Raw genomic sequence first — 21,975 nt, 5'->3', positions numbered from 1 at the left:
GCCGGAGCAGGGGAGTGGTCATGGCGGTGGTGATCAGGGCCACCAGCGTCAGGATGCCGAGCATCCGGCGGTCGATGATGCCCGCCTGGTAGCCGATCTGCACGACCACCAGCTCGGTCAGGCCCCGGGCGTTGAGGAGCACGCCGAGTGTGACGGCGGGCTTCCAGGCCATGCCGGTCAGGCGGGCGACCAGCCCGGGGCCGAGGAGCTTGCCGAGCACCGCGAGGGAGAGCAGACCGGCCAGCGCCAGAGCCGTACGGGCGTCCCAGCGCAGGCCCGTCAGGTCCACGGTCAGGCCGAAGCCGAAGAAGAAGAACGGCAGCAGGACCGACCGGGCCGCGGTGGTGAGGTGGGTGACGTCCTTGCCCCCGGCCCCGGCCCCGGCCCTGCTCCCCTCCTCGGGCTCGCCGTTGCCCTTGTCCGCGCCCTCGCCCTTGATTCCGGTGGGCCAGACCAGTCCCACCAGCAGCGCGCCGATCAGCTGGTGGATGCCCAGGGCGGCGGTCAGCGCCGACGCACCCGTGACCGCGACCACCAGCAGGACGGTCGTCGCGGCGGCCGACTGCTCGCGGTCGCGGCCCGCCGCCCACCGCCGCAGCGCCCCGCGCACCGGGCCGAGGAGGACCAGGGCCGCGGCGGCCGCGCCCACCACCGCGAACGGCGTCCCGCCCGCCAGGATCCAGGTGAGCACCAGCCAGCTCCCGGCGTCGCCCACCGCCGCCGCGAACAGGCTGAGCCGCCCCGGCTCGGTCCGGGTGAGATCCAGGTCGGCGAGGATGCGGGCGAGCACCGGGAGGGCCGTGATGCTCAGCGCGCAGCCCAGGAACAGCGCGAAGGACAGGGGATCGGCGCGGGGCCCGGCGAAGCCGAGCAGCCCGGTGGCCGCCACCGCGCCGAGGGCGAACGGTACGAGCATCGAGGCCTGGCTGACGAGGACGGCCCGCGCGGCGGCTCCGCGGAACTCCTGGCCGGACGGCTTCTGACCGGCCAGCTCCTGTCCGACCCCGAACATGAAGAGCACCAGGCCGAGTTGGGCGAGCCCGTCGAGCAGCCGCAGCGCGGGGGCGGGGAACAGCCAGGCCGTGACGGCGGGTGCGAAGTGCCCGAGCAGCGAGGGCCCGAGCGCCAGCCCCGCGCAGATCTCCCCGACCACGGGCGGCTGCCCGGCCCGCCGGGCGATCCGGCCGCCGAGGAAGGCCGCCCCGAGGACGACGCAGGCGGCGAGGAAGAAGTGCCCCGTGCCGTCGAGCCGGAGCCAGCCGCCGCCGGGTCCCTTCGGGCCCCCGCCGGGCGCGTCCGCCACGTAGGCCCAGACACCGGCGATCAGCACCCCGGGCACCCCCACGGAGAGGGCGAGAGCCCCCCACAACCGCCGCCCGCGCACAGCGCCTCCTCCGAGTCGGGCCTCCAGTGGCACCACGGATCTCGGGCACATCCTGCCCCGCCGGGTTCGGGGCGCGGGGTCCGGGGCGGATCCCGGGTGCCTGGATCCGGGGCGGCGCGGCGCGGAGCCGAGGCGGCGCCCCAGTGACGTCATGTGGCACCGCATGGCACCGAATGGCGCCGGATGGCACCCCGTGGTGCCACCTACTGGCCCGGCCTCCCGTGTGGATCGCCCGGTGGGGCTGGTGTGACGCCAGCTTGGCACCGGCTCTGACCTGCAAGTTTCGGTTAGATCGGCTCATGGCTCCAAAAGTGGTGCCACATCGGCTCGACATGGCGCCATCGCTGTGTCATGCTTCAGTCACGGACCTCAGCCAGACCCCCGTCAGACCTCGGTCAGACCTTCGACTTCGCCGAACCAACACCTTCACCCGGCCCGCAGAGCCAAGAGGACGAGACAGCCATGCCTACTTTCGACACCGCCAAGCCCATCACCGCCACCCTGCACGTCGAGGTCGGCGACACCCGGATCACCGCGACCGACCGCGTCGACACCGTCGTCGAGGTCCGCCCGAGCGCCCCGGACAACAAGGACGACCTCCGCGCCGCCAAGGAAACGAAGGTCGAGTACGCCGACGGCCGCCTGACCGTCCGCACCCCCAAGGCGCGCGGCCTCTTCGGCCCCAAGGGTTCGGTCTTCCTGGAGGTCTCGGTGCCCAGCGGATCCCGGCTGACCGGCATCATCAAGGTCGGCAACCTCAACGCCACCGGCCCCCTCGACGAGTGCGACGTCCTCACCAGCGCCGGCACCCTGCGGGTCGAGCAGGCCCGTACGGCCCAGCTGAAGACCTCGTACGGGGACGTCACCCTCGACCGCGCCACCGGCGACGCCGACGTCAGCACCTCCTCGGGAGACGTACGGATCCGCAAGGTCGGCGGCAACGCGGTGCTCAAGAACTCCAACGGCACCACCTGGGTCGAGGACGTGGCCGGCGAGCTGCGGGTGAAGTCGGCCAACGGCAACATCACCATCGGCCGGGCGCACGCCTCCGTCGTGGCCAAGACCGCCAACGGCAACATCCGCGTGGAGGAACTGGCCCGCGGCGCCGCCGAGTTCGAGACCAGCACCGGACACGTCGAGGTCGGCATCCGCCTCGGCTCGGCCGCCTGGCTCGACGTCAACTCCAAGTCCGGCCGGGTCAGCAGCGACCTCGGGGCCACCAAGGCCCCCGCCGAGGGCGCCGAGAGGGTCACGGTCCACGCCCGCACCGGCTTCGGTGACATCCGCATCCAGCGCGCCCCGCACACCACCACGGACGGAGAGGCCCGATGAGCGCCGCCACCACGACACCCACCCGCGTCCAGGACGCCCCGCCCCAGGGGATCACCGCCGTCGGCCTGCGCAAGTCCTACGGGGACAAGACCGTCCTCGCCGGGATCGACCTCACCGTCCGGCCGGGCACGATCTTCGCGCTCCTCGGCCCCAACGGAGCCGGCAAGACCACCACCGTCGAGATCCTCTCCACGCTCATCGGCGCCGACTCCGGCTCCGGCGAGACCTACGTGGCCGGCCGGAGCCTCGACCGCGACCCGGACGCCATCCGTGCCCGCATCGGGGTCACCGGCCAGTTCGCCGCCGTCGACGGCCTGCTGACCGCCGAGGAGAACATGTTCCTGATGGCGGACCTGCACCACCTCGACCGCGCCGAAGGCCGCCGCCGCACCGCCGAGCTGCTGAGCCAGTTCGAGCTGACCGCGGAGGCCAAGAAGCTCGCCTCCACCTTCTCCGGCGGCATGCGCCGCAAGCTCGACCTGGCGATGACCCTCGTCGGCAGCCCGAGCCTGATCTTCCTCGACGAACCGACCACCGGCCTCGACCCGCGCAGCCGCCGCGTGATGTGGCAGCTCATCCGCGAGCTCACCGCCCAGGGCGTCACCATCTTCCTCACCACGCAGTACCTGGAAGAAGCCGACCAGCTCGCCGACCGGATCGCGGTCCTCGACAAGGGCAGGATCGTCGCCGAGGGCACCGCGGAGGAGCTCAAGCGCCTGATCCCCGGAGGCCACATCCGGCTGCGCTTCGGCGACCAGGAGAGCCTGGACGCGACCGTCCGCCACCTGAACCTCCCCGCGCTGACCCGCGACGAAGAGAACCTCACGCTGGACATCCCCAGCGACGGCAGCATCCCCGCCCTGCGCTCCGTCCTCGACCTGCTCGAAGGCGCCGGCATCGAGGCCGAGGAGCTGACCGTGCACACCCCCGACCTGGACGACGTCTTCCTCGCACTCACCGGCACCCCGAAGGAGCCCCGGCGATGACCACCACGACCCCCAGCGCCCACACCGGCGCGAGGACCACGTACGCACTGCGCGACTCCATGACGATGCTGCGCCGCAGCCTCAAGCGCGCCCGGCGCTACCCGTCCATGACGATCACGCTCGTCGCGATGCCGATCGTGATGCTCCTGCTCTTCGTGTACGTGTTCGGCGGTGCGCTCGGCGCCGGCATCGCGCTCCCCGGCGGCGGAGTCGGCGACCGGGCCTCGTACACCAACTTCGTCGTCCCCGGCATCCTGCTGATGGCCGTGACCTCCAGTGCGATCGCCACCGCCATCTCGGTGTGCAGCGATATGACCGAAGGCATCATCAACCGCTTCCGGACCATGTCGATCTCGCGGTCCTCCGTCCTCACCGGGCACGTCCTCGGCAACGTCGTACAGACCCTGGTCGGGCTGGTCCTGGTCCTGGGAGTCGCCTTCGCCGTGGGCTTCCGCCCCGACGCCACCCCGGTCGAATGGCTCGCGGCCCTCGGTCTGCTGACCTTCCTCGGCTTCGCCCTCAGCTGGCTCTCGGCCGCCATGGGGCTCGGCTCCAGCAGCGTGGAGGCGGCGAGCAACGCCCCGATGCCCCTGACGCTGCTGCCCTTCCTCGGCAGCGCCATCGTCCCGCCGGAGTCGATGCCGGCCGGCCTGCGCTGGTTCGCCGAATACCAGCCCTTCACCCCCGTCATCGACACCCTGCGCGGACTGCTGCTGGGTACGGAGATCGGCAACAGCGGTGCCATCGCCCTCGCATGGGTGACCGGCCTCAGCCTCCTCGGCTACCTGTGGGCCCGCGCCTCCTTCAAGCGGGAAGCGAAGCGGTAGGCGGGTGAGGACAGCAGACCCCCGGGGTCCGACGTACGGCGCACCAAATGGCCGGGGTCGGACCCCGGCCATTTGTCCGGAACCGATGCGCTCCCGTAATTCGTATACGGGGCCGGGCCGTTTTTCGGTACATTACGCACCGCCTTTGGCCGGAAATCCTCCTTGACCGGAGCGGGACCTGCGACAGAATCGCGCACGCGCCGGACGGCCCCTCCGCACCGGGTCCGCGGGATCCGTCCTTCCTTGACGTCAACGAGCGGGCCACACCATGCTGCTGATGTTCGAAATCAAGGACGCAGGTCTTCCTTTCCCACGAAAAGGGGTGACGAAAATGAAGGTCAAGGTCTCTGAGAAGCAGGACACCGTGCGCACCACCACGTCGTACGTCGCCGGCTAAGGCGAACTCGATGGGGGGCCCGTTCTGCCGGGCCCCCCATTCCCCTTCGGTGAGACACCTTGCGAAATGCGACACGGGAGAATCCGGCATGACCGTTCTTTATCCGCGCGTGCGCCCCGCCCTCTTCGCGGAGCTCGACCATGCGAGCAGGCGGCTGGATTCCGGTGACCCGGACGCCCCCGTCTTCCTGCTCGTCACCTCACCGGACGGCGGCGGCAAGGCGGACACCGTGCGCGCCTGGCTCGACTCCGGGAGCAGCGGCCGGCAGGGCCCCGTCATCGAAGGGGACGGCGACAAGCTGGCCCACGGCTACCTCGCGGGCCTGCAGCCGCTCGTGGACCGGGCCGTCACCCTCGCGGAGGCGGACGCCCCGGAGCTGGTGAGCGCCGCCGAGCAGTCCCTCAAGCGGATCTTCCCGCACCTGGAGTCCCCCGCCTTCCGGGTGCCGAAGGACCTCACCGGGGTCGCCGGCCGGGACGAGCGGACCCGGTTCTACTTCCACGAGTACCAGAGCAAACTGCTCAACGGCGTGTACGAGTTCCTCGAAGCCTTCCTCGCCTCACCCGGCCGCCCGCCCCACACCCTGGTCATCGACAACGCCGAGCGCCTGTCGCCCACGGTGATGCAGTTCCTCGACATCGTCGCCCGCCGCCGCGGCCTGTGCCGCCGGCTGACGATCGTGCTCCTGGTCAACGGCGAACCGGACATCGCCCTCGCCGAACACGGCGCCCGGGTCGCCGTGCCACCGCTGACCAGGCCCGAGTCCCGGCAGCTGATCGAGAGCTGGGGATTCGCGGTCCCCGCGGCCAAGCAGCTCGACAGCCTGTGGCGGCTCGCCCAGGGCAGGCCGGCCCGCCTCTCGGCGCTGCTGCGCGCCGCCGACGCGAAGGTGGCGCTGCCGGACTACCTGACCTTCGAGACCCACCTGGACCTCTACCTGAGCCTCCTCGGCGAGCGCCCCCGGTACGACCTCCTGGAGCAGTACGTACGGGGCCACTGCGCGGACGACGACCCGGTCGCGGTGCGCAACTACGAGACGTACGACGCGGGCATCCGCGAACGCAGCCACCGCGGGGTGCTCGACGGCCTCGCCGGTACGCCCGAGGAGGTCCTCCACCCGGTCCACCACCTCGCCCTGCGGGACGCCTCGGACCGGATGGTGGCCCTCGCGCCGCTGTCGATCTCCCTCCAGGAGATCGGGCTCTACGACACCTGGTTCGACCTGTTCTCCCGGTTCTGGGCCGATCCGCAGCTGCGCACCCTCCCCGGCGGCGGGCAGACGCACAACCTGGTGTACCTGCGGATGTCCTTCGTGCTGTACTCGCTCGGGCTGGCGCACGTGTCCATTCCCTATCTGGACACCTTCTACGAGCACTTCCCGCAGAGCCTTTACACGCCGACGGTCCTGTATTCGCAGAGCATGGCGCACGGCCGCTACCAGTCGCCGCCGGACCTGGTCACCGCCGAACGCTTCGCGCTGCTCAATCTGGAGAAGCTCGCCACCGAGTTCCAGGACCACCCCAAATTCGAGTACATCAAGGTATTCGCCGAGAACGCCCTCGCCTACATCCGGGCCCGGCAGGGGAACCTGGACGAGGCCCTGCGGCTCTGCACCGAGGGAATGGACCGGATGCAGAAGATCTACGGCGACGAGAAGTACGCCCTCCACCAGTCGATCCTCGTCTACAACACGGCGCAGATCTACGAAATGGTCAAGGACTTCCCGAAGGCCCACGAGATCTACCGGCGGACCATGGCCCTGGACCCGAACTACGGGGAATACGCCAACGACCTGGCCAACATGCTCCAGCGCACGGGGCAGTTCGACGAGGCGCTGGAATGCTACGAGCGGGCCATCGCCCTCTGCCCGCCCTACTACGAGGCCCACCTCAACCGCGCCCGCCTCCACCTCCAGACCGGGGACCGGGCCGCCGCGGAGCAGGACTTCCTGCGCGTGGTGGAACTCAAGCCCTCCGAGGCGCGGGCCCACCTGGGCCTCGGAGCCCTGCGGCTCAAGCAGGGCCGGGCGGCCGAGGCACTGGTCAGCCTGGACGCCGCCGTCTACCACGACCCGAAGAACGCGCAGGCGTGGAGCAACCGGGGCCTGGCCCTCTCCGAACTGGGGCGCGAGCAGGAGGCGGAGGAGAGCCTGCGCACCGCGGTGGCCCGCGATCCGAAGCTGACCGAGGCCTGGAACAACCTGGCGCACGTCCTGTACGGGAGCGGGCACCTCCAGGAGTCCCTGGCCTGCCTCGACAACGCGGTACGGCTGTCCGCCGACCCGGACTACGTTTACAACCGCGCGGTGCTCCGGCTCGAACTGGCCGACCTGGACGGGGCGCAGACGGACATCGGGCTCGCCGCCGAACGCGGATCCGACCCGGCGGAGCTGGACGAACTGCGCACCCGGCTGGCCAAGGCCCGCAGCTGAGCCGAGCCACTCGTACGCCGAGCATTCACAAGGAGCAGGAGCACCGAGTGCCACCCACTGAGCGCCTCGCCGCAGCCGAGCGCCGTTCCCTCCGGTCGCTGTTGTCGGCGTACGCGGTGAGCCAGTTCGGCAACTGGCTGTTCCGCACGGGAGTCGTCTACTACGCCTACAACCAGAGCCACGGCTCGACGGCGCTGCTCACCACGGCGATCGTGCTGGTGTACCTGCCGATCCTGTTCGGCTCGCGCCTGCTGGCACCGCTGGCCGACCGCTACGAGACCCGGCGGATGCTGATCGGCCTGGACGCGCTGCGCGCCGTGGTGCTCGCGGTGCTGCTCGCGGCCGTCTGGGGCGGCATCGGCTTCACCTCCGCGGCGACCATCGGGGTGATGGGGTTCCTGTCCCTGCTGACCCCGTTCTTCACCGCTTCGCAGACGGCCTACCTGCGGCGGGTGCTGCCCACGGACGGGATGCCGTCGGCGCTGGCGGCGGTGTCGAAGGTCGACTGGTCGATGTTCATCCTGGGCACCGCGGCCGCGCCCCTGATGCTCCAGGTCAGCAACCTGCCCGTGCTGATCTCGCTGGACATCGTCAGCTTCGTCGTCTCCGGGCTGCTGCTGATCCGGCTGATGCCCGCCCCGGCCCCCGCTCCCACGCCGACGGGCGGCGGTCAGGCGGGCGCCGCGGCCGGCTCCGGAAAGCTGCGGCTGACCCCGGGCAGCAAGTGGCTGCTGGTCAGCGTCTTCGCGCTGAACGCCGGCGCCGGGCTCATCAACGTCTATCCGAACGTCGTCGCCCGGGGCTTCCTGGGCGGCGGCGCCATGTGGCTGAGCGTCATCAACCTGGCCAACGGCGCCGGGGCGGTGCTCGGCGCCACCCTCGCGGCCCGGATGGGCAAGCAGCGCGGACTGCGCCCGGGCGTGCTCGCCGCAGTGGCCGTGGCGGTGTCCCTGCTCGGCATGACCTTCGTGACGACCGCCTGGGTGGCGGTCCTCGCCAGCTCGACCATGCTGCTGGCGGGCCAGGTGTTCGCGGTCGTCTTCCAGTCCCGGATCCTGCAGAACGAGCCGGTGGCGGTGGCCGGCCGGGTGTCCGGCCTCTTCACGCTGGGAACCTTCGCCGGCGTGACCCTCAGCATCCTGCTGTTCATGGGGATCACCAGCTTCGGCTCGATGCGCGGCTCGTTCACCGTGCTGCTGTTCATCGCCGCGGCCGCGGCCCTGGTGTCCGCCTGGGTCGGCCAGGTCGCCGCGCGCCGGCACGGGGTCACCGCGCCGGAGCCGGCCGGAGCGGAGGCCGGGAGAGCGGAGCAGGCCGGGGGTCCCGACGCGGACGCGGACGCGGAGGCGCTGCTGGTGCGGCGGGCCGGGCGGGCCTTCGCCACCGGTGTCGCCGTCGCGTCCACCGTCGGGGTCGACTCCGGCGTCCCGCACGCCACCACGGTGAACTCCTTCGTCACCGTCTCCCTCGACCCGCCGCTGGTGATGGTCTGCGTCGAGCACACCTCGCACCTGGCTTCGCTGGTCACGGAAGGGGCCCCGCTCGGCGTCACCGTCCTCGGGGCCGGGCAGCGGGAGACCGCCGCGCACTTCGCCCGGGGGGACCGCCCGCTGGGCGAGGAGCAGTTCGAAGGGCACCCGTGGCGGCCCGGGAAGGAGACCGGGGCCCCGCTGCTGGAGGCGGGCACGGCCTGGCTCGAATGCCGGGTGCAGACGCTCCTGCCCGCCGGGGACCACACGATCGTGCTGGCCCTCGTACGGGCGTTCACCGCGTCGGAGGATCCCGGGGAGGGCCCCCTCGTCTTCTTCGGCGGCGCGTTCCACGCCCTGGACGTCCCCCCGTCCGGCCCGGCGGTCCCGGCCGGCTTCCGGGAGGGCGAGCGATGACGTTCTCGTACCCGCCCGCACCCCGCGAACCCCTTCAGGAGAAGCTGCACGGCCACGTGGTCGAGGACCCCTACCGGTGGCTGGAGGACCCGCGCAGCGAGGAGACCCGGCGCTGGACGGCCGCGCAGCGCGAGCTGTGCGACCGGGTCCTGGAGGGGCTGCCCGGCCGCGCGGGCCTGCGGGAGCGCATCACCGAACTGCTCGGGACCGGCAGCGTGGGCGCTCCCGTATGGCGCGGGCGGCGGCAGTTCTTCACCCGCCGCATGCCCGGCGAGGAGCGTGCCGTCCTGCTCACGGTGGAGCCCTCCGGCGAGGAGCGCGTCCTCCTCGATCCGATGCGCCTGGATCCCTCCGGCGCCACCACCCTCGACTCCTGGCATCCGGACCCGGAAGGGTGCCGGCTCGCCTACAAGACCTCCCGGGGCGGCAGCGAGGAGTCCCACCTCCACGTGCTCGACGTCGGGACCGGCGCGCTGCTGGAGGGCCCGATCCCGCGCGCCCGGCAATCGGCCATCGCCTGGCTCCCGGGCGGCCGCGCCTACTACTACGTCCGCCTGCTGCCCGGATCCGCTCCGGGCCGCCGGGTCTACCTGCACCGGGTCGGCACCGACCCGGAGCTGGAGGACGTCGTGGTCTTCGGCGAAGGGCTCCCCGACACCACCGACTTCGGGATCCTCGTCAGCGGCGACGGGCGCTGGCTGAGCCTCGGCGCGTCCCGGGGCACCGAGAACCGCAGCGACCTCTGGCTCGGCGACCTGGAGGCGGGCACCCCCGAGGCTCCGCTGTTCCAGCCGGTCCAGGTCGGGGTCGACGCCGACACCGGCCTGTACATGTGGCGCGACGGCCGGGCGTACCTCTTCACGGACCGGGGCGCGCCGCGCTCCCGTCTGTGCGTGGCCTCTCCCGGCGACCTCTCCTACGGGGCCTGGCGCGACCTGCTGCCGGAGGACCCCGAGGCGGTGCTGAGCGACTTCGCCATCCTGGACGGCCCCGGACTGGACCGGCCGCGGCTCCTGGCCGGCTGGACCCGGCACGCCGTCAACGAGGTGACGGTGCACGACCTGGAGACCGGCGAACGGCTCGGCTCCGTGCCGACCCCGGGCATCGGCTCGCTCGGCGGCCTCTTCGAACGGCCGGAGGGCGGCCACGAGGCCTGGTTCTCGTACACCGACAGCACCTCGCCGGCCTCGGTCCTGCGCTACGACGCCCGCCACGGGACCACCGAGGTCTGGGCGGCCGCCCCGGGGACGGTGCCGGTCCCGAAGGTGAAGAGCTCCCAGGTCGGCTACCGCTCCAGCGACGGGACGACCGTACGGATGCTGGTCGTCGAGCCCCTCGGCCGCACCGGCCCGCGCCCCACGGTCCTCTTCGGCTACGGGGGCTTCGGCTCCTCGCTGGTCCCCGAGTACGACCCGTCGGTGCTCGCCTGGGTCGAGGCGGGCGGCGTCTACGTCGTGGCCAACCTGCGCGGCGGCGGCGAGGAGGGCGAGGAGTGGCACCGGGCCGGGATGCGGGAGCACAAGCAGCAGGTCTTCGACGACTTCCACTGCGCGGCCCGGGCCCTGATCGACGGCGGCTGGACCACCGCGGACCGCCTGGGCATCCACGGAGGCTCCAACGGGGGCCTGCTCGTGGGCGCCGCGCTGACCCAGCGGCCCGATCTCTACCGGGCGGTGGTGTGCGAGGCGCCGCTGCTGGACATGGTCCGGTACGAGGGCTTCGGCATGGGGCGCCTGTGGTCCGCCGAGTACGGGTCGGCGGACGAGCCCGAGGAGCTCGGCTGGCTCCTGGGGTACTCGCCCTACCACCACGTACGGGAGGCGGTGGAGTATCCGGCCGTGCTGTTCACCGTGTCCGGGAACGACGCCCGGGTCGATCCGATGCACGCCCGCAAGATGTGCGCGGCGCTCCAGTACGCCACCGGCGGCCGCGCGCCGATCCTGCTGCGCAGCGAGACCGAGGCCGGACACAAGGGCCGGTCGGTGAGCAGGGCCGCCGCGTTGGCCGCCGACACCCTGGCGTTCCTCGCCTGGCAGACGGGCCTGCCCCTGCACTGACCGACGCACCGACGCACACACGTACCGACGTACCGATGTCCCCACACCACACCGACCCCCCGCCACACCGCCGCACAGCAAGGCATGAGGTCCGCATGAGTGAACAGCCCGCCGCCCGCCCCGTCGTCGCGATCGTCGACGCCTACTCCAGCGCCCGGAGTCTCGCACCGGTGTTCCGGGAGAGGGGCTTCGACTGCCTGCACGTCAGGAGCGCCGCCACCGCGAATCCCGTGTACGAACGCAGCTTCCGGCCCGGGGACTTCCTCGCCGACATCGTGCACGGGGGCGACGCCGCGCGCACCGCCGAGGCCGTCGCGCGGTACGCGCCCGTCTGCCTGCTGCCGGGCATCGAGAGCGGCGTGGAACTGGCCGACGTCCTGAGCGAGGCCCTGGGGCTGCGGACCAACGGCACGGAGCTGAGCCCGGCCCGCCGGGACAAGTACCGCATGCTGGAAACGGTCCGGGCGGCCGGGGTTCCCGCCGTGGAGCAGATCCTGGCCACCGACCTGGACACCCTGCTCGACTGGTACGCCAAGGCGGGCGGCCGTGTCGTCCTGAAGCCCGTCAGGAGCGCGGGCAACGACGGCATCCACTTCTGCGACGACGCCGACCAGGTACGGGCGGCCTTCGAGGCGCTGCTCGGCACCGACAGCGCCCTGGGCGCCCGCAACCGGGAGGTGCTCGCGCAGGAGTACCTCGTCGGCGGCGAGTACATCGTCAACACGGTGAGCCTCGACGGCAGGCACCACGTCACCGACCTCTGGCGGATGCAGCACCTCAGCGCCAACGGGGTCCGCGACCTGGGGGCCAGCGCGCGGCTGCTGCCCCGCCGCGGAGCCGACCAGGACGCGCTGGTCGAGTACACCTGCCGGGTCCTCGACGCCCTGGGGGTGCGCAACGGACCCGCGCACAGCGAGGTGAAGCTGACGCCCCAGGGCCCGCGGCTGATCGAGACGGCCGCCCGCGCCTGCGGCGCGGACCTCCACGTCCCCGTGCGGGCGGCGATCGGCGAGAGCCAGATGGAATGGACCGCCGACGCGTACGTGGACCCCGCCCGCTTCCTGGAACGCTGGGAGGACCCGTACGAACTGGTCCGCCACGCCGGGCTGGTCAACATGATCTCGCCCGCGGACGGCACCCTGCGCAGCTATCCGAACATGGAGCACCTCCAAGGCCTCGACAGCTTCCACGGCCTGGCCCTGAACGTCAGTCCGGGCGGGCGGATCCACCGCTCGGTGGACGACTGGACCTACCCCATGCGCGTGTACCTGGTGCACGGGACGCAGAGCACCGTGCTGCACGACATCCTGACCGCGCACTACCTGGACGGCGACGGTTTCTACGACATCGTCCCCACGGCCTGACCGGCCCGGCCCCGGAGCCGTCCCCGTCCCGCCGGCGGGACGGGGACGACACGGCCGCCACCCCGGGGAAGAGGTGAAGCCGATGCAGGTCCTGGCCCGGGCGCACCTGGTGATCAGGACCCTCGCGGAGTCCTCCGAGGGCCTGACCGCGGCCCAGCTCTCCGAACGGCTCCGCATGCCCGCGACCAGCCTGCACCGGCTGCTCGCCGAGCTCCAGCACCAGGGGTTCGTCAGCCGGCAGGCGGCCGGGGCGCGCTGCTATCTGGGGCCCGCGGCGCTGGAGGTGGGGCTCGGCGCGCTGCGGCCCGCCGTCCTGGCGTCCGGCGCCTGCGTCCGGATGGTGACCGAGCTCGCGGAGGAGCTGGGCGAGCGGGCGGTACTGGTCGAGATGCGGGCGCGCAGGGCCGTCCTCGCCCTCGACCGGGGGCCGCGGCACTGGTCCGCCGCCTACGTGCAGACGCGGGAGGTCGTGCCCTTCAGGACGGCCGCCGCGGCGCGGGCCCTCCTGCTGGACCTGACCGAGGTCGAGGTGGGCCGGCTGCTCGCCGACCAGGATCCGGCGCCGGACGGGGCGGGGGCGTTCGACAGCGTGCAGGACCTGTCGCGGCGGCTGGGCGTGGTGCGGCGCCGCGGGTTCGAGATCGCCTACGGCGAATGCGCCGCGGAGTCCTGGGAGATGGCGGCGCCCGTACGCAACGGGGCGGGTCGGGTGATCGCCGCCCTGGCCGTGGTCACCCACCGGTCGCGGTTGCGGCGGCGGGGGGCGAGCCGGATCAGGGCAGCGGTACTGGGCACCGCCCGGGCCGTCTCCGCCGAGCTGGGCTACGAGGAGGGGACCGGGCCGTAGCCCAGTCCGGCGGAGATCTGCTGCGCGCCGCTGCGGAGCAGGCCGAGCAGCCCCGCGCGCTGCTCGGCCGTGGCGGCGTGCTCGGCCCGGGCCGCGATCGTCAGCCCCGCGCACACCCGGCCCGTGGAGGTGCGCAGGGGTACGGCGACCGCCCAGATGCCCTGTTGGAGTTCGCCGGCGGACACGTCGTACCCGCGGGAGCGGGCCGTCTCCAGCCGCGCCGCCACCTCGTCCACCGTCTGCGGGGTGGCCGCGGTGAACCGGGTCAGCGGCCGGTGGCGCAGCCAGCCGCCGACTTCGGCGGCCGGCTGGAAGGCCAGCAGGATCCGGGCGGACGCGGAGGCGTGCAGCGGCATGGACTGTCCGACCTGGGCGAAGAGGTTCCCGTCGTCGTGCGGCTGCGGGGTCGCGACGGCGGTGCAGATGACGCGGTCGTCGAACAGCTCCGAGAGCAGCACCCGTTCGCCGCAGGCGCGGGCAAGGTCGGTCGCCGCCTGCGGGGGGACGTGCAGCGGGCGCCGGGAGAGCTCGTTGGCGAGGGACCGGGCGGCGGGCCCCAGGAACCAGCGCTGGTTGCGCTGCGACCTGGTCACCAGGGCTTCGGCCTGCAGTGCGCGCAGGATCCGGTGCGCGCTGCTCACCGGAATGTCCGTCTCGCGCGCCAACTCGCTCAGCGTCGCGCCGGATTCCTTCTGTGCCAGTCGGGACAGCACGCGCAGCGCGCGGCCCACCACCTGCATTCCCGCGGGGATCTCCAGTTCATCCGAAGGGGCTCAGCGGACGTCGGCGGTCTGCCGTTCGTCCGGCCGGTCCGCCAATAGTTGCATGGCGCACCGATCCAGCGTGCCCACGATCCAGTCGTCGAGGCTGGAGCCCGTCTCCGCGGCCGCCTGCCGCCAGCGCGCCACGAGCGCGGCTTCGACGCTGACCCTGGGCAGCAGCACGGTCTTCGTGTCGGCGCCGCCCTGGCGTTCGGCGCGTACCGCCGTCCTGAGCTGATTGCGCGACCAGGCGTCCCGCTGCGCGCGGTCGAGCCAGCGGTCCTGCTCCTCGGGCGCGAGCGCGGCGACCTCGGCGTGGTGCTGGAAGCTCAGGCTCTCCCGCCGCCGCCCGATGTCGAAACGCCGGGCGACCCACGCGTAGTTGCGCAGCGTCTGGTAGTCGAGCCCGGCCGCTTCGACGGCCCGGCGATAGCGGTCGGCGTACATGTCCGACCCGTAGACCAGCCAGTCGCCCAGGCACCAGGACGAGGACTCGACGATGTCCGCCAGTTTCCTGCCCGCCCGCTCCCACCGGGCGAACGGCAGGATCTCGGGCAGTCGCAGTCCCACACGCGTGACGAGGACGCTGCCGGGCGGTCCCGTCCCGGGGTGGGACCGTGCGGGTGCCGCGGCACGCGGTGGTCGGGCAAGGGCGGGCCTGACCGATCGGGGCACTGCCTCACGACCTTTCCGCATCACCAGCGGGTTCACGGTCCCGGACCTGGGGTTCTGCCGTCGAAGCATGGCGCACCGGGGGTAGCTGGGCAATGAAGGCCCGGGGACTGCCCCGCGGGGCGGGGCGTGCGCGGGCTCCCGCCCCGCCGGGCGGAAACCTCCGGTCCGGGCGGCCGCGGACGGCACGCGCCGACGGAGGGGTTGACGCGGTTGGCTAATGGGTTTAGCTTTTAGGCAACAGGGATTAGCCAGCAAGGCTGGCGAACAGCCAATCGCTTCCGGGGACGGGCCATGACGGACTTTCTGAGCATCGAAGACGGACGGATCGCGTACGAGGTCACGGGCGAAGGCCCGCTGATCGTGCTCGCCCACGGCATGGGCGACAACCGGGCGGCCTACCGCGAGAGCGCCGCGCTCCTCGTCGCCGCCGGATACCGCGTCGCCGCCACCGACCTGCGCGGGCACGGCGAGTCGAGCACTGGCTGGGCCTCGTACAGCCGCACCGACGTGGCGGGCGACCTGCTCGCCCTGATCCGGCACCTGGGCGGGCCCGCCGTCATCGTCGGCCACTCCTTCGCCGGCGGCGCCGCCACCATCGCGGCCGCCCAGGAGCCCGAGCTGGTCGGCGCGATCGTCGAGATCAGCCCGTTCACCCGGGCGCAGAAGATCGAGTTCGGCGCCCTCGGGTCCAACGCCCGCTACCGCAAGGGCATGCTCCTCCTCATGGGCACCGGCATCCTGCGCAGCCGCGGACTGTGGACGCGCTACCTCGACCACGCCTACCCCGGCGCCCGCCCCGCCGGATACGCGGACCACCTCGCCGCCCTCGCCACCGACCTGGCCCGCCCCGGCCGGATGGCCGTCGTGGCCAAGATGGGCATGTCCGCCCCCACCGACGCGGGCACCCGCCTCGGCGACGTCAAGTGCCCCGTCCTGGTCCTCGAAGGCACCCTCGACTGCGACTGGGCCGACCCCCGCGCCGAGGGCGAAGGCATCGTGGCGGAGCTGCCGGCCGGGCTGGGCCGCGTCGAAATGATCGAGGGCGCCGGTCACTACGCCCACGCGCAGTTCCCCGCCGAGACCACCGCCGCCATCCTGTCCTTCCTGGGCGGCGACCGTGCCTAGGGCCGCGCTCTCCGCGGACGCGGTGGTCGACCTGGCGCTGCGCATCGTCGACGAAGAGACCCCCGCGGCCCTGACCCTGTCGGCGGTCGCAGGCCGGGCGGGCGTGGCCACCCCCTCGCTCTACAAGCACGTGCGCAACCTCGCGGAGCTACGCGACCTCCTCTCGGCCCGGATCCTCCACCAGATCGCCGACGAGGTCGGTGATGCCGTCCTCGGCCGCTCCGCCGACGACGCGATCCGCGCCTTCATGACGGCCTGGCGCAGCTACGCCCTACGCCATCCGCACCGCTACGCCGCGCTGATCCACAGCCCGGAACCCCGGACGGCCGAGGCCGGAGAACGCCTCGTCACCATCATGCTCGCCGCGCTGCGCGCGTACGGACTGCAGGACTCGGCGGCCATCCACGCCGCCCGCTGCCTGCGCGCCACGACCCACGGCTTCGTCTCCCTCGAGACCACGGGCGCCTTCGCCCTGCCCGAAGCCCTGGACGAGAGCTACGCCCTCCTGATCCGCATGTTCGTCACGGGGCTGCGGGCCGGCCCCGCGGCGGACTGACCGGAGCAGGCCGGAACCATTCGTCCGCCCCTTCGCCGAACTCCCAGGTCCCGCCCTCGGCGGTCGCGCCACGCAGTCCCCGTACGGCGTCCGCTCCCGCCAGCTCCCGCAGGCGGGGGTCGTGCAGGGCGGCGAACGCGAAGGTACGGGCCGGATCCCAGTCCGTGCTGTGCCGCAGCCGCCGGCTCATCTGCGCCCAGCCCGTCAGGGCCCCGGTGACCACCCAGGCCTGCGGGCCCTGCGCGGTCAGCCTGCGGGCCGGCCGGAGCCAGGACGCGGCGGTCTCGGGCCAGTCCACCGTCGCGAGGATCTGACCGCCCCGCGCCCGCCACTCCTGGGCGAAGGCGGCCGCGGCGGCCCGCGAGGCATCGTCGCGCCCGTGCCCGACGGCCACCGTCACGAGCTCGTCGCCCGGCCCGGTCCCGGTCAGGAGCCCGATCAGTGCGGAGAGCTCCGCCGCCGTGTGCGCGGGCGGGGCCTCGGGGAACTCCCCGGTTCCCCCGGCCGGAGCCGCACCGAGCAGCGGGGACACCTCGTGCCCCCGCGCGGCGGACCCGGGAAGGTCCGGAAGGGACGGCCTACGCGGCATCGTGGAACACCAGCCCCAGCGCATGGCGCCGGCCGCTGCGCACCGTGCTCACCCCGTGCCGCGCGGCCCCCGCGGACCAGCCCCGCTTCGAGCGCACCGGACGGTCCCGGGTGGTGAACACCAGCCCGTGGCCCTGGGCCAGCGCGGTCGTGGTGCCCCGCGACTGCGCGCGCGGCCGCTGTTCCACGAGGAGGAACTCCCCGCCCGTGTAGTCCGTGCCGTACGCGTTGAGCCCGATGACCACCTGCATCGGGAAGAGCATCTCGCCGAAGACGTCCCGGTGGAGGGCGTTCCAGTCGCCCGCCCCGTAGCGCAGCAGGATCTGGGCCGAGCGGTCCTGCCCGGCCCGGTGGCACATCTCCAGCCACTCGTCGAGCGAGTCGGGCCACGGCGCGGGCCTGCCGAGCCGTTCGGCCCAGTCGCGGGCGATGCCCACCAGGTGCGGGTAGAGCGCTGCCCGCAACGCGGCCACCGGCTCCGGGAGTTCGTGGGTGAAGTAGCGGTACTCGCCCGATCCGAAACGGTGGCGGGCCATGTCGACGGTGGTGCGGAACCGCCCGGCGTCCTCGTACAGGGCGATCAGGTCCTGGCATTCGGCCGGGGTGAGCAGCTGCGGGGTCGGCGCGCACCCGTAGGCGTCGAGCTCGGCGGCGAGGGCGGCCCAGTCGGCCGCCCCGGCCCGTTCGCCCGCCCACGACGGCGCCGGTGCCGAAGCCGGTGTCGGTACCGGTGTTTTCGTTCGGGTGGTCGTCATGTGGTGTCTCTCGTTCTCGGTCAGTTGAACAGCGGCAGCAGGGCGCCCTCGTGGGTGAGCAGCGCGACCTTGCGCTCGACCCCGCCCGCGTAGCCGCGCATGGCGCCGTCCGCCCCGATGACGCGGTGGCAGGGGCGCACGAGGAGCAGCGGGTTCGCGCCGATGGCCCCGCCCAGGGCCCGTACCTCGGCGCGGGGGACGCCGAGCCGCTCGGCCAGTTCGCCGTACGTGGTGGTCGTGCCGTACGGGATCTCGTCCAGGGCTTCCCAGACGAGGCGCTGGAAGGGGGTGCCGCCCGTGACGTACTCCAGGTCGAACCGGGTGAGCCGGCCGTCGAAGTACGCGCGCAGCTGCCCGAGCACCTCGGTGAAGGCCGCAGGCTCGCGCCGCCGGCCCGGGCGGGGGCCCGGCTCGCCGCGGCCGCCGGCCATGGACAGCGAGGCCAGGGCGGCCGTGCCGGGGGCGGTGGGTGATTCCCGGCCCACCAGCAGCAGTTCGCCCAAGGGGCTGGGGACTGTGGTGAAGAGCGTCGCCGGGGGTGACGAAAGGTCCATGAGGTGATGATTTCCCGATTGCTCCCTTCGCGCTGGCGGCTTTCCGACATCGCGTTCGGGGGCTACGCGGCTGCGTGCGCGGCCCGCCCGGCGACCTCGGCCCGCGGCTGCATGGTCACCGCCACGGTGAAGGCGGTGGCCCCGCTCTGGGTTCCGGTGATCAGGACCTGGGACCGTCCGAAGGGATCGGCCGACAGCCTCCTGGCCTCGATGCGGCAGGGTGCGTCGAGTTCCACGTACCGGATGAACTCCGACTCCAGGCTGAGCACGACGTCGTCCCCGCCGCCGCAGGCGGCGTGCGCGGCCTGGCGCGCGGCCTCCAGGAGGAGCATGCCGGGGGCGTGGTCGACCGGGTGGTCGAAGAGGATCGGGTGGGACGGGTCCACGCGCAGCAGCCACTGTCCGGGCCGTCCGGTGGGGGAGAGGACCACGTCCGAGGCGCGGTCCCGGCCCACGGCCGCCGGGACGGCGGGCGGCAGCTGGGGCATGTCCTTGGTGAGCAGGTCCGGATGGACGTCGGCGCGTCCGGCGCGCAGCCGCTTGTAGACCGCGGGGGTGTGGCAGGAGTAGCGGGCCTGGGCCGATCCGAGCAGGTCGCCGTCCCGGAAGAGCAGGATCGCCAGGGAGGTCGAGACGAGGCGGCTGCCCCGGAGCACGGTGTCGTGACACCGCACCCGCATCTCGATCTCCGGGGGCGTCGCCCCCGCCCTCATGGCGTCGGGGTCGAGGCCGACGGCGATCCGGTCCCAGCTCTGCATGTGGCCGAAGGGGACGTCGAAGACGGTGTGGGACAGGAGCGGGACGGTCTGGCGCACGGTCTCGCACGCGAGCATCGGGTCGAGCCGGCCGTCGCGCGATCCGTAGAGGCTGTGGCCGCGCGGCCACTGGGCGGTGACGAGGTACGAGTCCGCGCCGGCGGGGCCTATCCCGGTGAGGAACACCTCGGCCAGGGCGGCACGGTGGACGTACTGGCGGGGCACGGTGGTGCCCGGCCGGTGGTACCCGGTTTCGGGCAGAAGCGAACCCGCGAGTTCCGGGTGGGCTTCGAACAGAGAGCGGTCGGACAGGTCGTGGCCTGCCTGTCCTAAACCGGAGTCCAAGTTCCTCGAGTCTGTGGTGGCACGCATAAGGAAGATCTCCTTCGTCATCGAAGAGGTCGTGTCCTGCATGGCCGCCGCCCCTTTGGGGTAGGTCGGCGGCTACAAGATAGAGGACGCTCTTTTTGTTGTCGAGGGGGAAAATATGGCGTGTAACGACCGCGTATGGAGACGGGCGGCAGGTGTCCGATCAGGCATATTCCGGACCGGTAGAGGCCGCGGTGGCCTGTGGTGATGATGGCCGCAGGTGACGTTTCACCTGGACGACCGTCCCCCTCCGGACGGCGGGTTGTGGCCAGGAGGGTGCCGTTGAGCAGCCCGAACCTTCGACGCACCCATGAAACTGGAGGCGGGAGCAGATACCCTGCAGGCAGAATTTTTCCTTCAGTTGAACAGGCGGAACCTCTTGACAAAGCCCACCGCCCCATCGGCGAAGGCACTTTCGTTTTCCGTCCTTCACTGCGCGGCACCACAGTGGAACGCCCAGGCCAGAGGTTGCTGATCATGTCCAAGATGGAACGCGCGGCGCGAACGCGGCAGACGATCCTGCGTGCCGCGGCGGTGGTGTTCGAGGAGAACGGCTTCCACGGATCCCGCCTCACGGCTATTACCAAGCAGTCCGGTTTGACCATGGGGGCGATCTACTTCCACTTCGCCTCGAAGGAGGACCTGGCGCGCGCGGTGATGAATGAGCAGGCCGACGACCTCGAACTGCCCGGTGGGCCGGACGGGTTGCAGCGGCTGATCGACATCACGATGTACCTGGCCGACCAGCTTCGGGTCAACGAGCTGCTGCGCGCCGGAGTGCGGCTCGCGGTGGAGCAGAGGGCGTTCGGGATGCGCGACGAGACCCCGTACATGAACTGGGCCGGACTCTTCCGCGAGCAGCTCGTGGCGGCGCGCGCCTCGGGCGACGTCCTGCCCGAGGTGGACGAGGAAGACCTGTCGCTGCTCCTGGTGAGCGCGTACAGCGGCACGCAGCTGGTGTCCGAGCTCGTCAACGGCCGGGCGGACCTCCCCGACCGGATCCTCGTGATGTGGCGCTACCTGCTCCCCGGCATCGCCACCCCGCAGGCCAGGGCCCGGCTCCGGCTGGGCGGCACCGAGATCGCCGGCGCCGTCGGCTGACACGCCGGGGCGTGGCCGGGCGCCTGCGACAGCCGGTGCCAGCCGTACGCGGCGGAGACCAGGGTGGTGTGGCGGTGCCAGCCGGGGAAGGACCGGCCTTCGAAGTCCAGGAGGCCGAAGTCCTCCCGTAGGGACTGCATGGCCGCCCGGGTACCGGCCTGCGTCCCGACCAGCGGGAGCAGCTCGTCCAGGCCCGCGTGCACGAGGTTGGTCATCCAGATCCGGACGGGCCGGGTGCGGGCCGGATGCCATTTGGCCAGCAGCCGCAGCGTGTGGTGCGCGCCCGGCAGGTACACCGGCCCGGACAGGGTCCACAGGGCCCGGGGGGACCTGGGGGCGTGCATCCGGGCCGGGCCGGCGAGGCGGTGCGGATGGCGGCCGCCCGGATGCGGGCCGGCGTGCAGCGGCAGCTGGCCGGGCACCGAGACGAGGAACTTCAGGCACCGGGTGCTCAGCCCGTTGGCCAGGGCCACGGCGTCGGTGAGCTCGCGCCCGTCCGCGACCACCGGCGGGGGCGGGCCAGCGGACTGGGCGGCCAGGGCGTCGACCATCTCCAGGCCCAGTTCCCACAGCGGCCGCGGGTCGCCGGAGTCGGGTATCCGGGCGCGCTGGCGCAGCTCGGGATCGGCGCACCAGGTCTCCGGCAGGTGGAGCCGCCAGTCGACGGGCAGGTCCCCGCAGCAGGTGGACAGGTGCATGCCTATCCCCACCTGGCAGTTGATGACCCGGCCGGCCGCGGCGTCGTAGCGCCGGTGCACGCCGACCGAGTGCAGGCCCCGTTTGGGGGCGACGATCGGGGCCAGGGTCCAGGCCCGTACCGCCGCGCGCTGCCCGGCCCAGTGGGCCAGGGCCCGCCGGGCGGGATCCCAGGGCCAGGGGCTGGCGCTGATGAACTGGTGCAGGGACTGCGAGGCGGTCGGGGCGGCGGAGACGGCGGAGGCCATGCGGCGCACCGATTTCCGGCCCGGTGTGCCCAGGAGGCCCTTGAGGTAGGTCTCGGCCCAGCGGCGCTGGTCCTGGCGGGGCAGGTGCCCGAAGACCTCCTGGGCGAACGCGCTGAAGGCGTTGCCCGTGCTGCCCGTGCTGCCCGTACGGGCCGTGCTGATCGAGCTGATCGTGCTGGTCGAAGGTTCGTCCAACGGATTCCGCATGTGCATCGTGCTGCGGTACGCGGTCATGCCCGCTCCCCCTGCTGCTCATCCCAGGATTTCGGTCGGCGCAAGTA

At 72.6% G+C, this 21,975-nt stretch carries 18 protein-coding genes and 1 pseudogene; 11 read left to right on the top strand and 8 right to left on the bottom strand.

The annotated features are described in order from the left end of the window. Nucleotides 1–16: 16 nt before the first annotated feature. Nucleotides 17–1,435: pseudogene (locus tag OG490_RS38555) on the bottom strand (cation:proton antiporter); the annotation flags it as partial. A 411-nt stretch (nucleotides 1,436–1,846) separates the two neighbouring features. Between OG490_RS38555 and OG490_RS38550 the strand changes: the two are divergent. The 8 genes from OG490_RS38550 to OG490_RS38515 all read left to right on the top strand — a co-directional run bounded on the left by OG490_RS38550 (nucleotide 1,847) and on the right by OG490_RS38515 (nucleotide 13,511). Then, on the top strand, nucleotides 1,847–2,716 hold the full coding sequence (locus OG490_RS38550; RefSeq protein WP_330301411.1) for a DUF4097 family beta strand repeat-containing protein: 870 nt from the start codon (nucleotides 1,847–1,849) through the stop codon (nucleotides 2,714–2,716). Further along, nucleotides 2,713–3,702 carry an ATP-binding cassette domain-containing protein gene (locus OG490_RS38545; protein ID WP_330301410.1) on the top strand — a complete coding sequence of 330 codons (990 nt, stop codon included), beginning with the start codon at nucleotides 2,713–2,715 and terminating at the stop codon, nucleotides 3,700–3,702. The genes OG490_RS38550 and OG490_RS38545 overlap by 4 nt, the downstream gene beginning before the upstream one ends. Then, complete coding sequence (locus OG490_RS38540) at nucleotides 3,699–4,529, top strand: ABC transporter permease (RefSeq protein WP_330301409.1); 831 nt, start codon at nucleotides 3,699–3,701, stop codon at nucleotides 4,527–4,529. Before OG490_RS38545 ends, OG490_RS38540 begins: the two co-directional genes overlap by 4 nt. A gap of 485 nt (nucleotides 4,530–5,014) precedes the next feature. Continuing rightward, the gene (locus OG490_RS38535) at nucleotides 5,015–7,357 is read left to right on the top strand and encodes a tetratricopeptide repeat protein (protein WP_330301408.1); all 2,343 of its coding nucleotides are present in this window, start codon (nucleotides 5,015–5,017) and stop codon (nucleotides 7,355–7,357) included. Between the two features lie 47 nt (nucleotides 7,358–7,404). Further along, entirely contained in the window at nucleotides 7,405–9,243 is a 1,839-nt protein-coding gene (locus OG490_RS38530) for an MFS transporter (protein ID WP_330301407.1), read from the top strand. Then, entirely contained in the window at nucleotides 9,240–11,300 is a 2,061-nt protein-coding gene (locus OG490_RS38525; RefSeq protein ID WP_330301406.1) for a prolyl oligopeptidase family serine peptidase, read from the top strand. Before OG490_RS38530 ends, OG490_RS38525 begins: the two co-directional genes overlap by 4 nt. A gap of 95 nt (nucleotides 11,301–11,395) precedes the next feature. After that, a complete protein-coding gene (locus OG490_RS38520; protein WP_330301405.1) occupies nucleotides 11,396–12,664 on the top strand; it encodes an ATP-grasp domain-containing protein in 1,269 nt (422 codons plus the stop codon). An 82-nt stretch (nucleotides 12,665–12,746) separates the two neighbouring features. Continuing rightward, nucleotides 12,747–13,511 carry an IclR family transcriptional regulator domain-containing protein gene (locus OG490_RS38515; protein WP_330301404.1) on the top strand — a complete coding sequence of 255 codons (765 nt, stop codon included), beginning with the start codon at nucleotides 12,747–12,749 and terminating at the stop codon, nucleotides 13,509–13,511. Here the strand turns inward: OG490_RS38515 and OG490_RS38510 are convergent. Both OG490_RS38510 and OG490_RS38505 read right to left on the bottom strand, forming a co-directional pair. After that, nucleotides 13,487–14,251 carry an IclR family transcriptional regulator gene (locus OG490_RS38510; protein ID WP_330301403.1) on the bottom strand — a complete coding sequence of 255 codons (765 nt, stop codon included), beginning with the start codon at nucleotides 14,249–14,251 and terminating at the stop codon, nucleotides 13,487–13,489. The genes OG490_RS38515 and OG490_RS38510 overlap by 25 nt on opposite strands. Nucleotides 14,252–14,284: 33 nt before the next feature. Further along, a complete protein-coding gene (locus OG490_RS38505) occupies nucleotides 14,285–14,842 on the bottom strand; it encodes an LmbU family transcriptional regulator (RefSeq protein WP_330301402.1) in 558 nt (185 codons plus the stop codon). Between the two features lie 396 nt (nucleotides 14,843–15,238). On the opposite strand from OG490_RS38505, the gene OG490_RS38500 reads away from it, so the two are divergent. Together OG490_RS38500 and OG490_RS38495 are read left to right on the top strand one after the other, a co-directional pair. Next, entirely contained in the window at nucleotides 15,239–16,072 is an 834-nt protein-coding gene (locus OG490_RS38500; RefSeq protein ID WP_330301401.1) for an alpha/beta fold hydrolase, read from the top strand. Next, nucleotides 16,065–16,628 (top strand): TetR/AcrR family transcriptional regulator, encoded by a 564-nt coding sequence (locus tag OG490_RS38495; protein WP_330301400.1) that lies wholly within the window; start codon nucleotides 16,065–16,067, stop codon nucleotides 16,626–16,628. The genes OG490_RS38500 and OG490_RS38495 overlap by 8 nt, the downstream gene beginning before the upstream one ends. On the opposite strand, the gene OG490_RS38490 is transcribed toward OG490_RS38495, so the two are convergent. From OG490_RS38490 to OG490_RS38475, 4 genes are all read right to left on the bottom strand, one after another. Further along, nucleotides 16,594–17,217: a hypothetical protein gene (locus tag OG490_RS38490; RefSeq protein WP_330301399.1), complete on the bottom strand. Its 624-nt coding sequence runs from the start codon at nucleotides 17,215–17,217 to the stop codon at nucleotides 16,594–16,596. The genes OG490_RS38495 and OG490_RS38490 overlap by 35 nt on opposite strands. Continuing rightward, on the bottom strand, nucleotides 17,207–17,971 hold the full coding sequence (locus OG490_RS38485; protein ID WP_330301398.1) for a 2OG-Fe(II) oxygenase: 765 nt from the start codon (nucleotides 17,969–17,971) through the stop codon (nucleotides 17,207–17,209). The genes OG490_RS38490 and OG490_RS38485 overlap by 11 nt, the downstream gene beginning before the upstream one ends. Nucleotides 17,972–17,991: 20 nt before the next feature. Beyond that, nucleotides 17,992–18,525: a methylated-DNA--[protein]-cysteine S-methyltransferase gene (locus tag OG490_RS38480; RefSeq protein ID WP_330301397.1), complete on the bottom strand. Its 534-nt coding sequence runs from the start codon at nucleotides 18,523–18,525 to the stop codon at nucleotides 17,992–17,994. A 62-nt stretch (nucleotides 18,526–18,587) separates the two neighbouring features. Next, complete coding sequence (locus OG490_RS38475) at nucleotides 18,588–19,652, bottom strand: ScbA/BarX family gamma-butyrolactone biosynthesis protein (protein ID WP_330301396.1); 1,065 nt, start codon at nucleotides 19,650–19,652, stop codon at nucleotides 18,588–18,590. Nucleotides 19,653–20,126: 474 nt separating this feature from the next. Here OG490_RS38475 and OG490_RS38470 point away from each other — a divergent pair, with 474 nt between their 5' ends. After that, nucleotides 20,127–20,750 carry a ScbR family autoregulator-binding transcription factor gene (locus OG490_RS38470; protein WP_330301395.1) on the top strand — a complete coding sequence of 208 codons (624 nt, stop codon included), beginning with the start codon at nucleotides 20,127–20,129 and terminating at the stop codon, nucleotides 20,748–20,750. On the opposite strand, the gene OG490_RS38465 is transcribed toward OG490_RS38470, so the two are convergent. After that, a complete protein-coding gene (locus tag OG490_RS38465; protein ID WP_443066025.1) occupies nucleotides 20,666–21,856 on the bottom strand; it encodes an IS701 family transposase in 1,191 nt (396 codons plus the stop codon). The two genes, OG490_RS38470 and OG490_RS38465, sit on opposite strands and share 85 nt — an antisense overlap. Between the last annotated feature and the right edge of the window lie 119 nt (nucleotides 21,857–21,975).

It is taken from the genome of Streptomyces sp. NBC_00503 (genome assembly GCF_036346895.1).
GTDB lineage: Bacteria > Actinomycetota > Actinomycetes > Streptomycetales > Streptomycetaceae > Streptomyces.
This window is presented reverse-complemented; position numbering and strand designations above follow the sequence as displayed.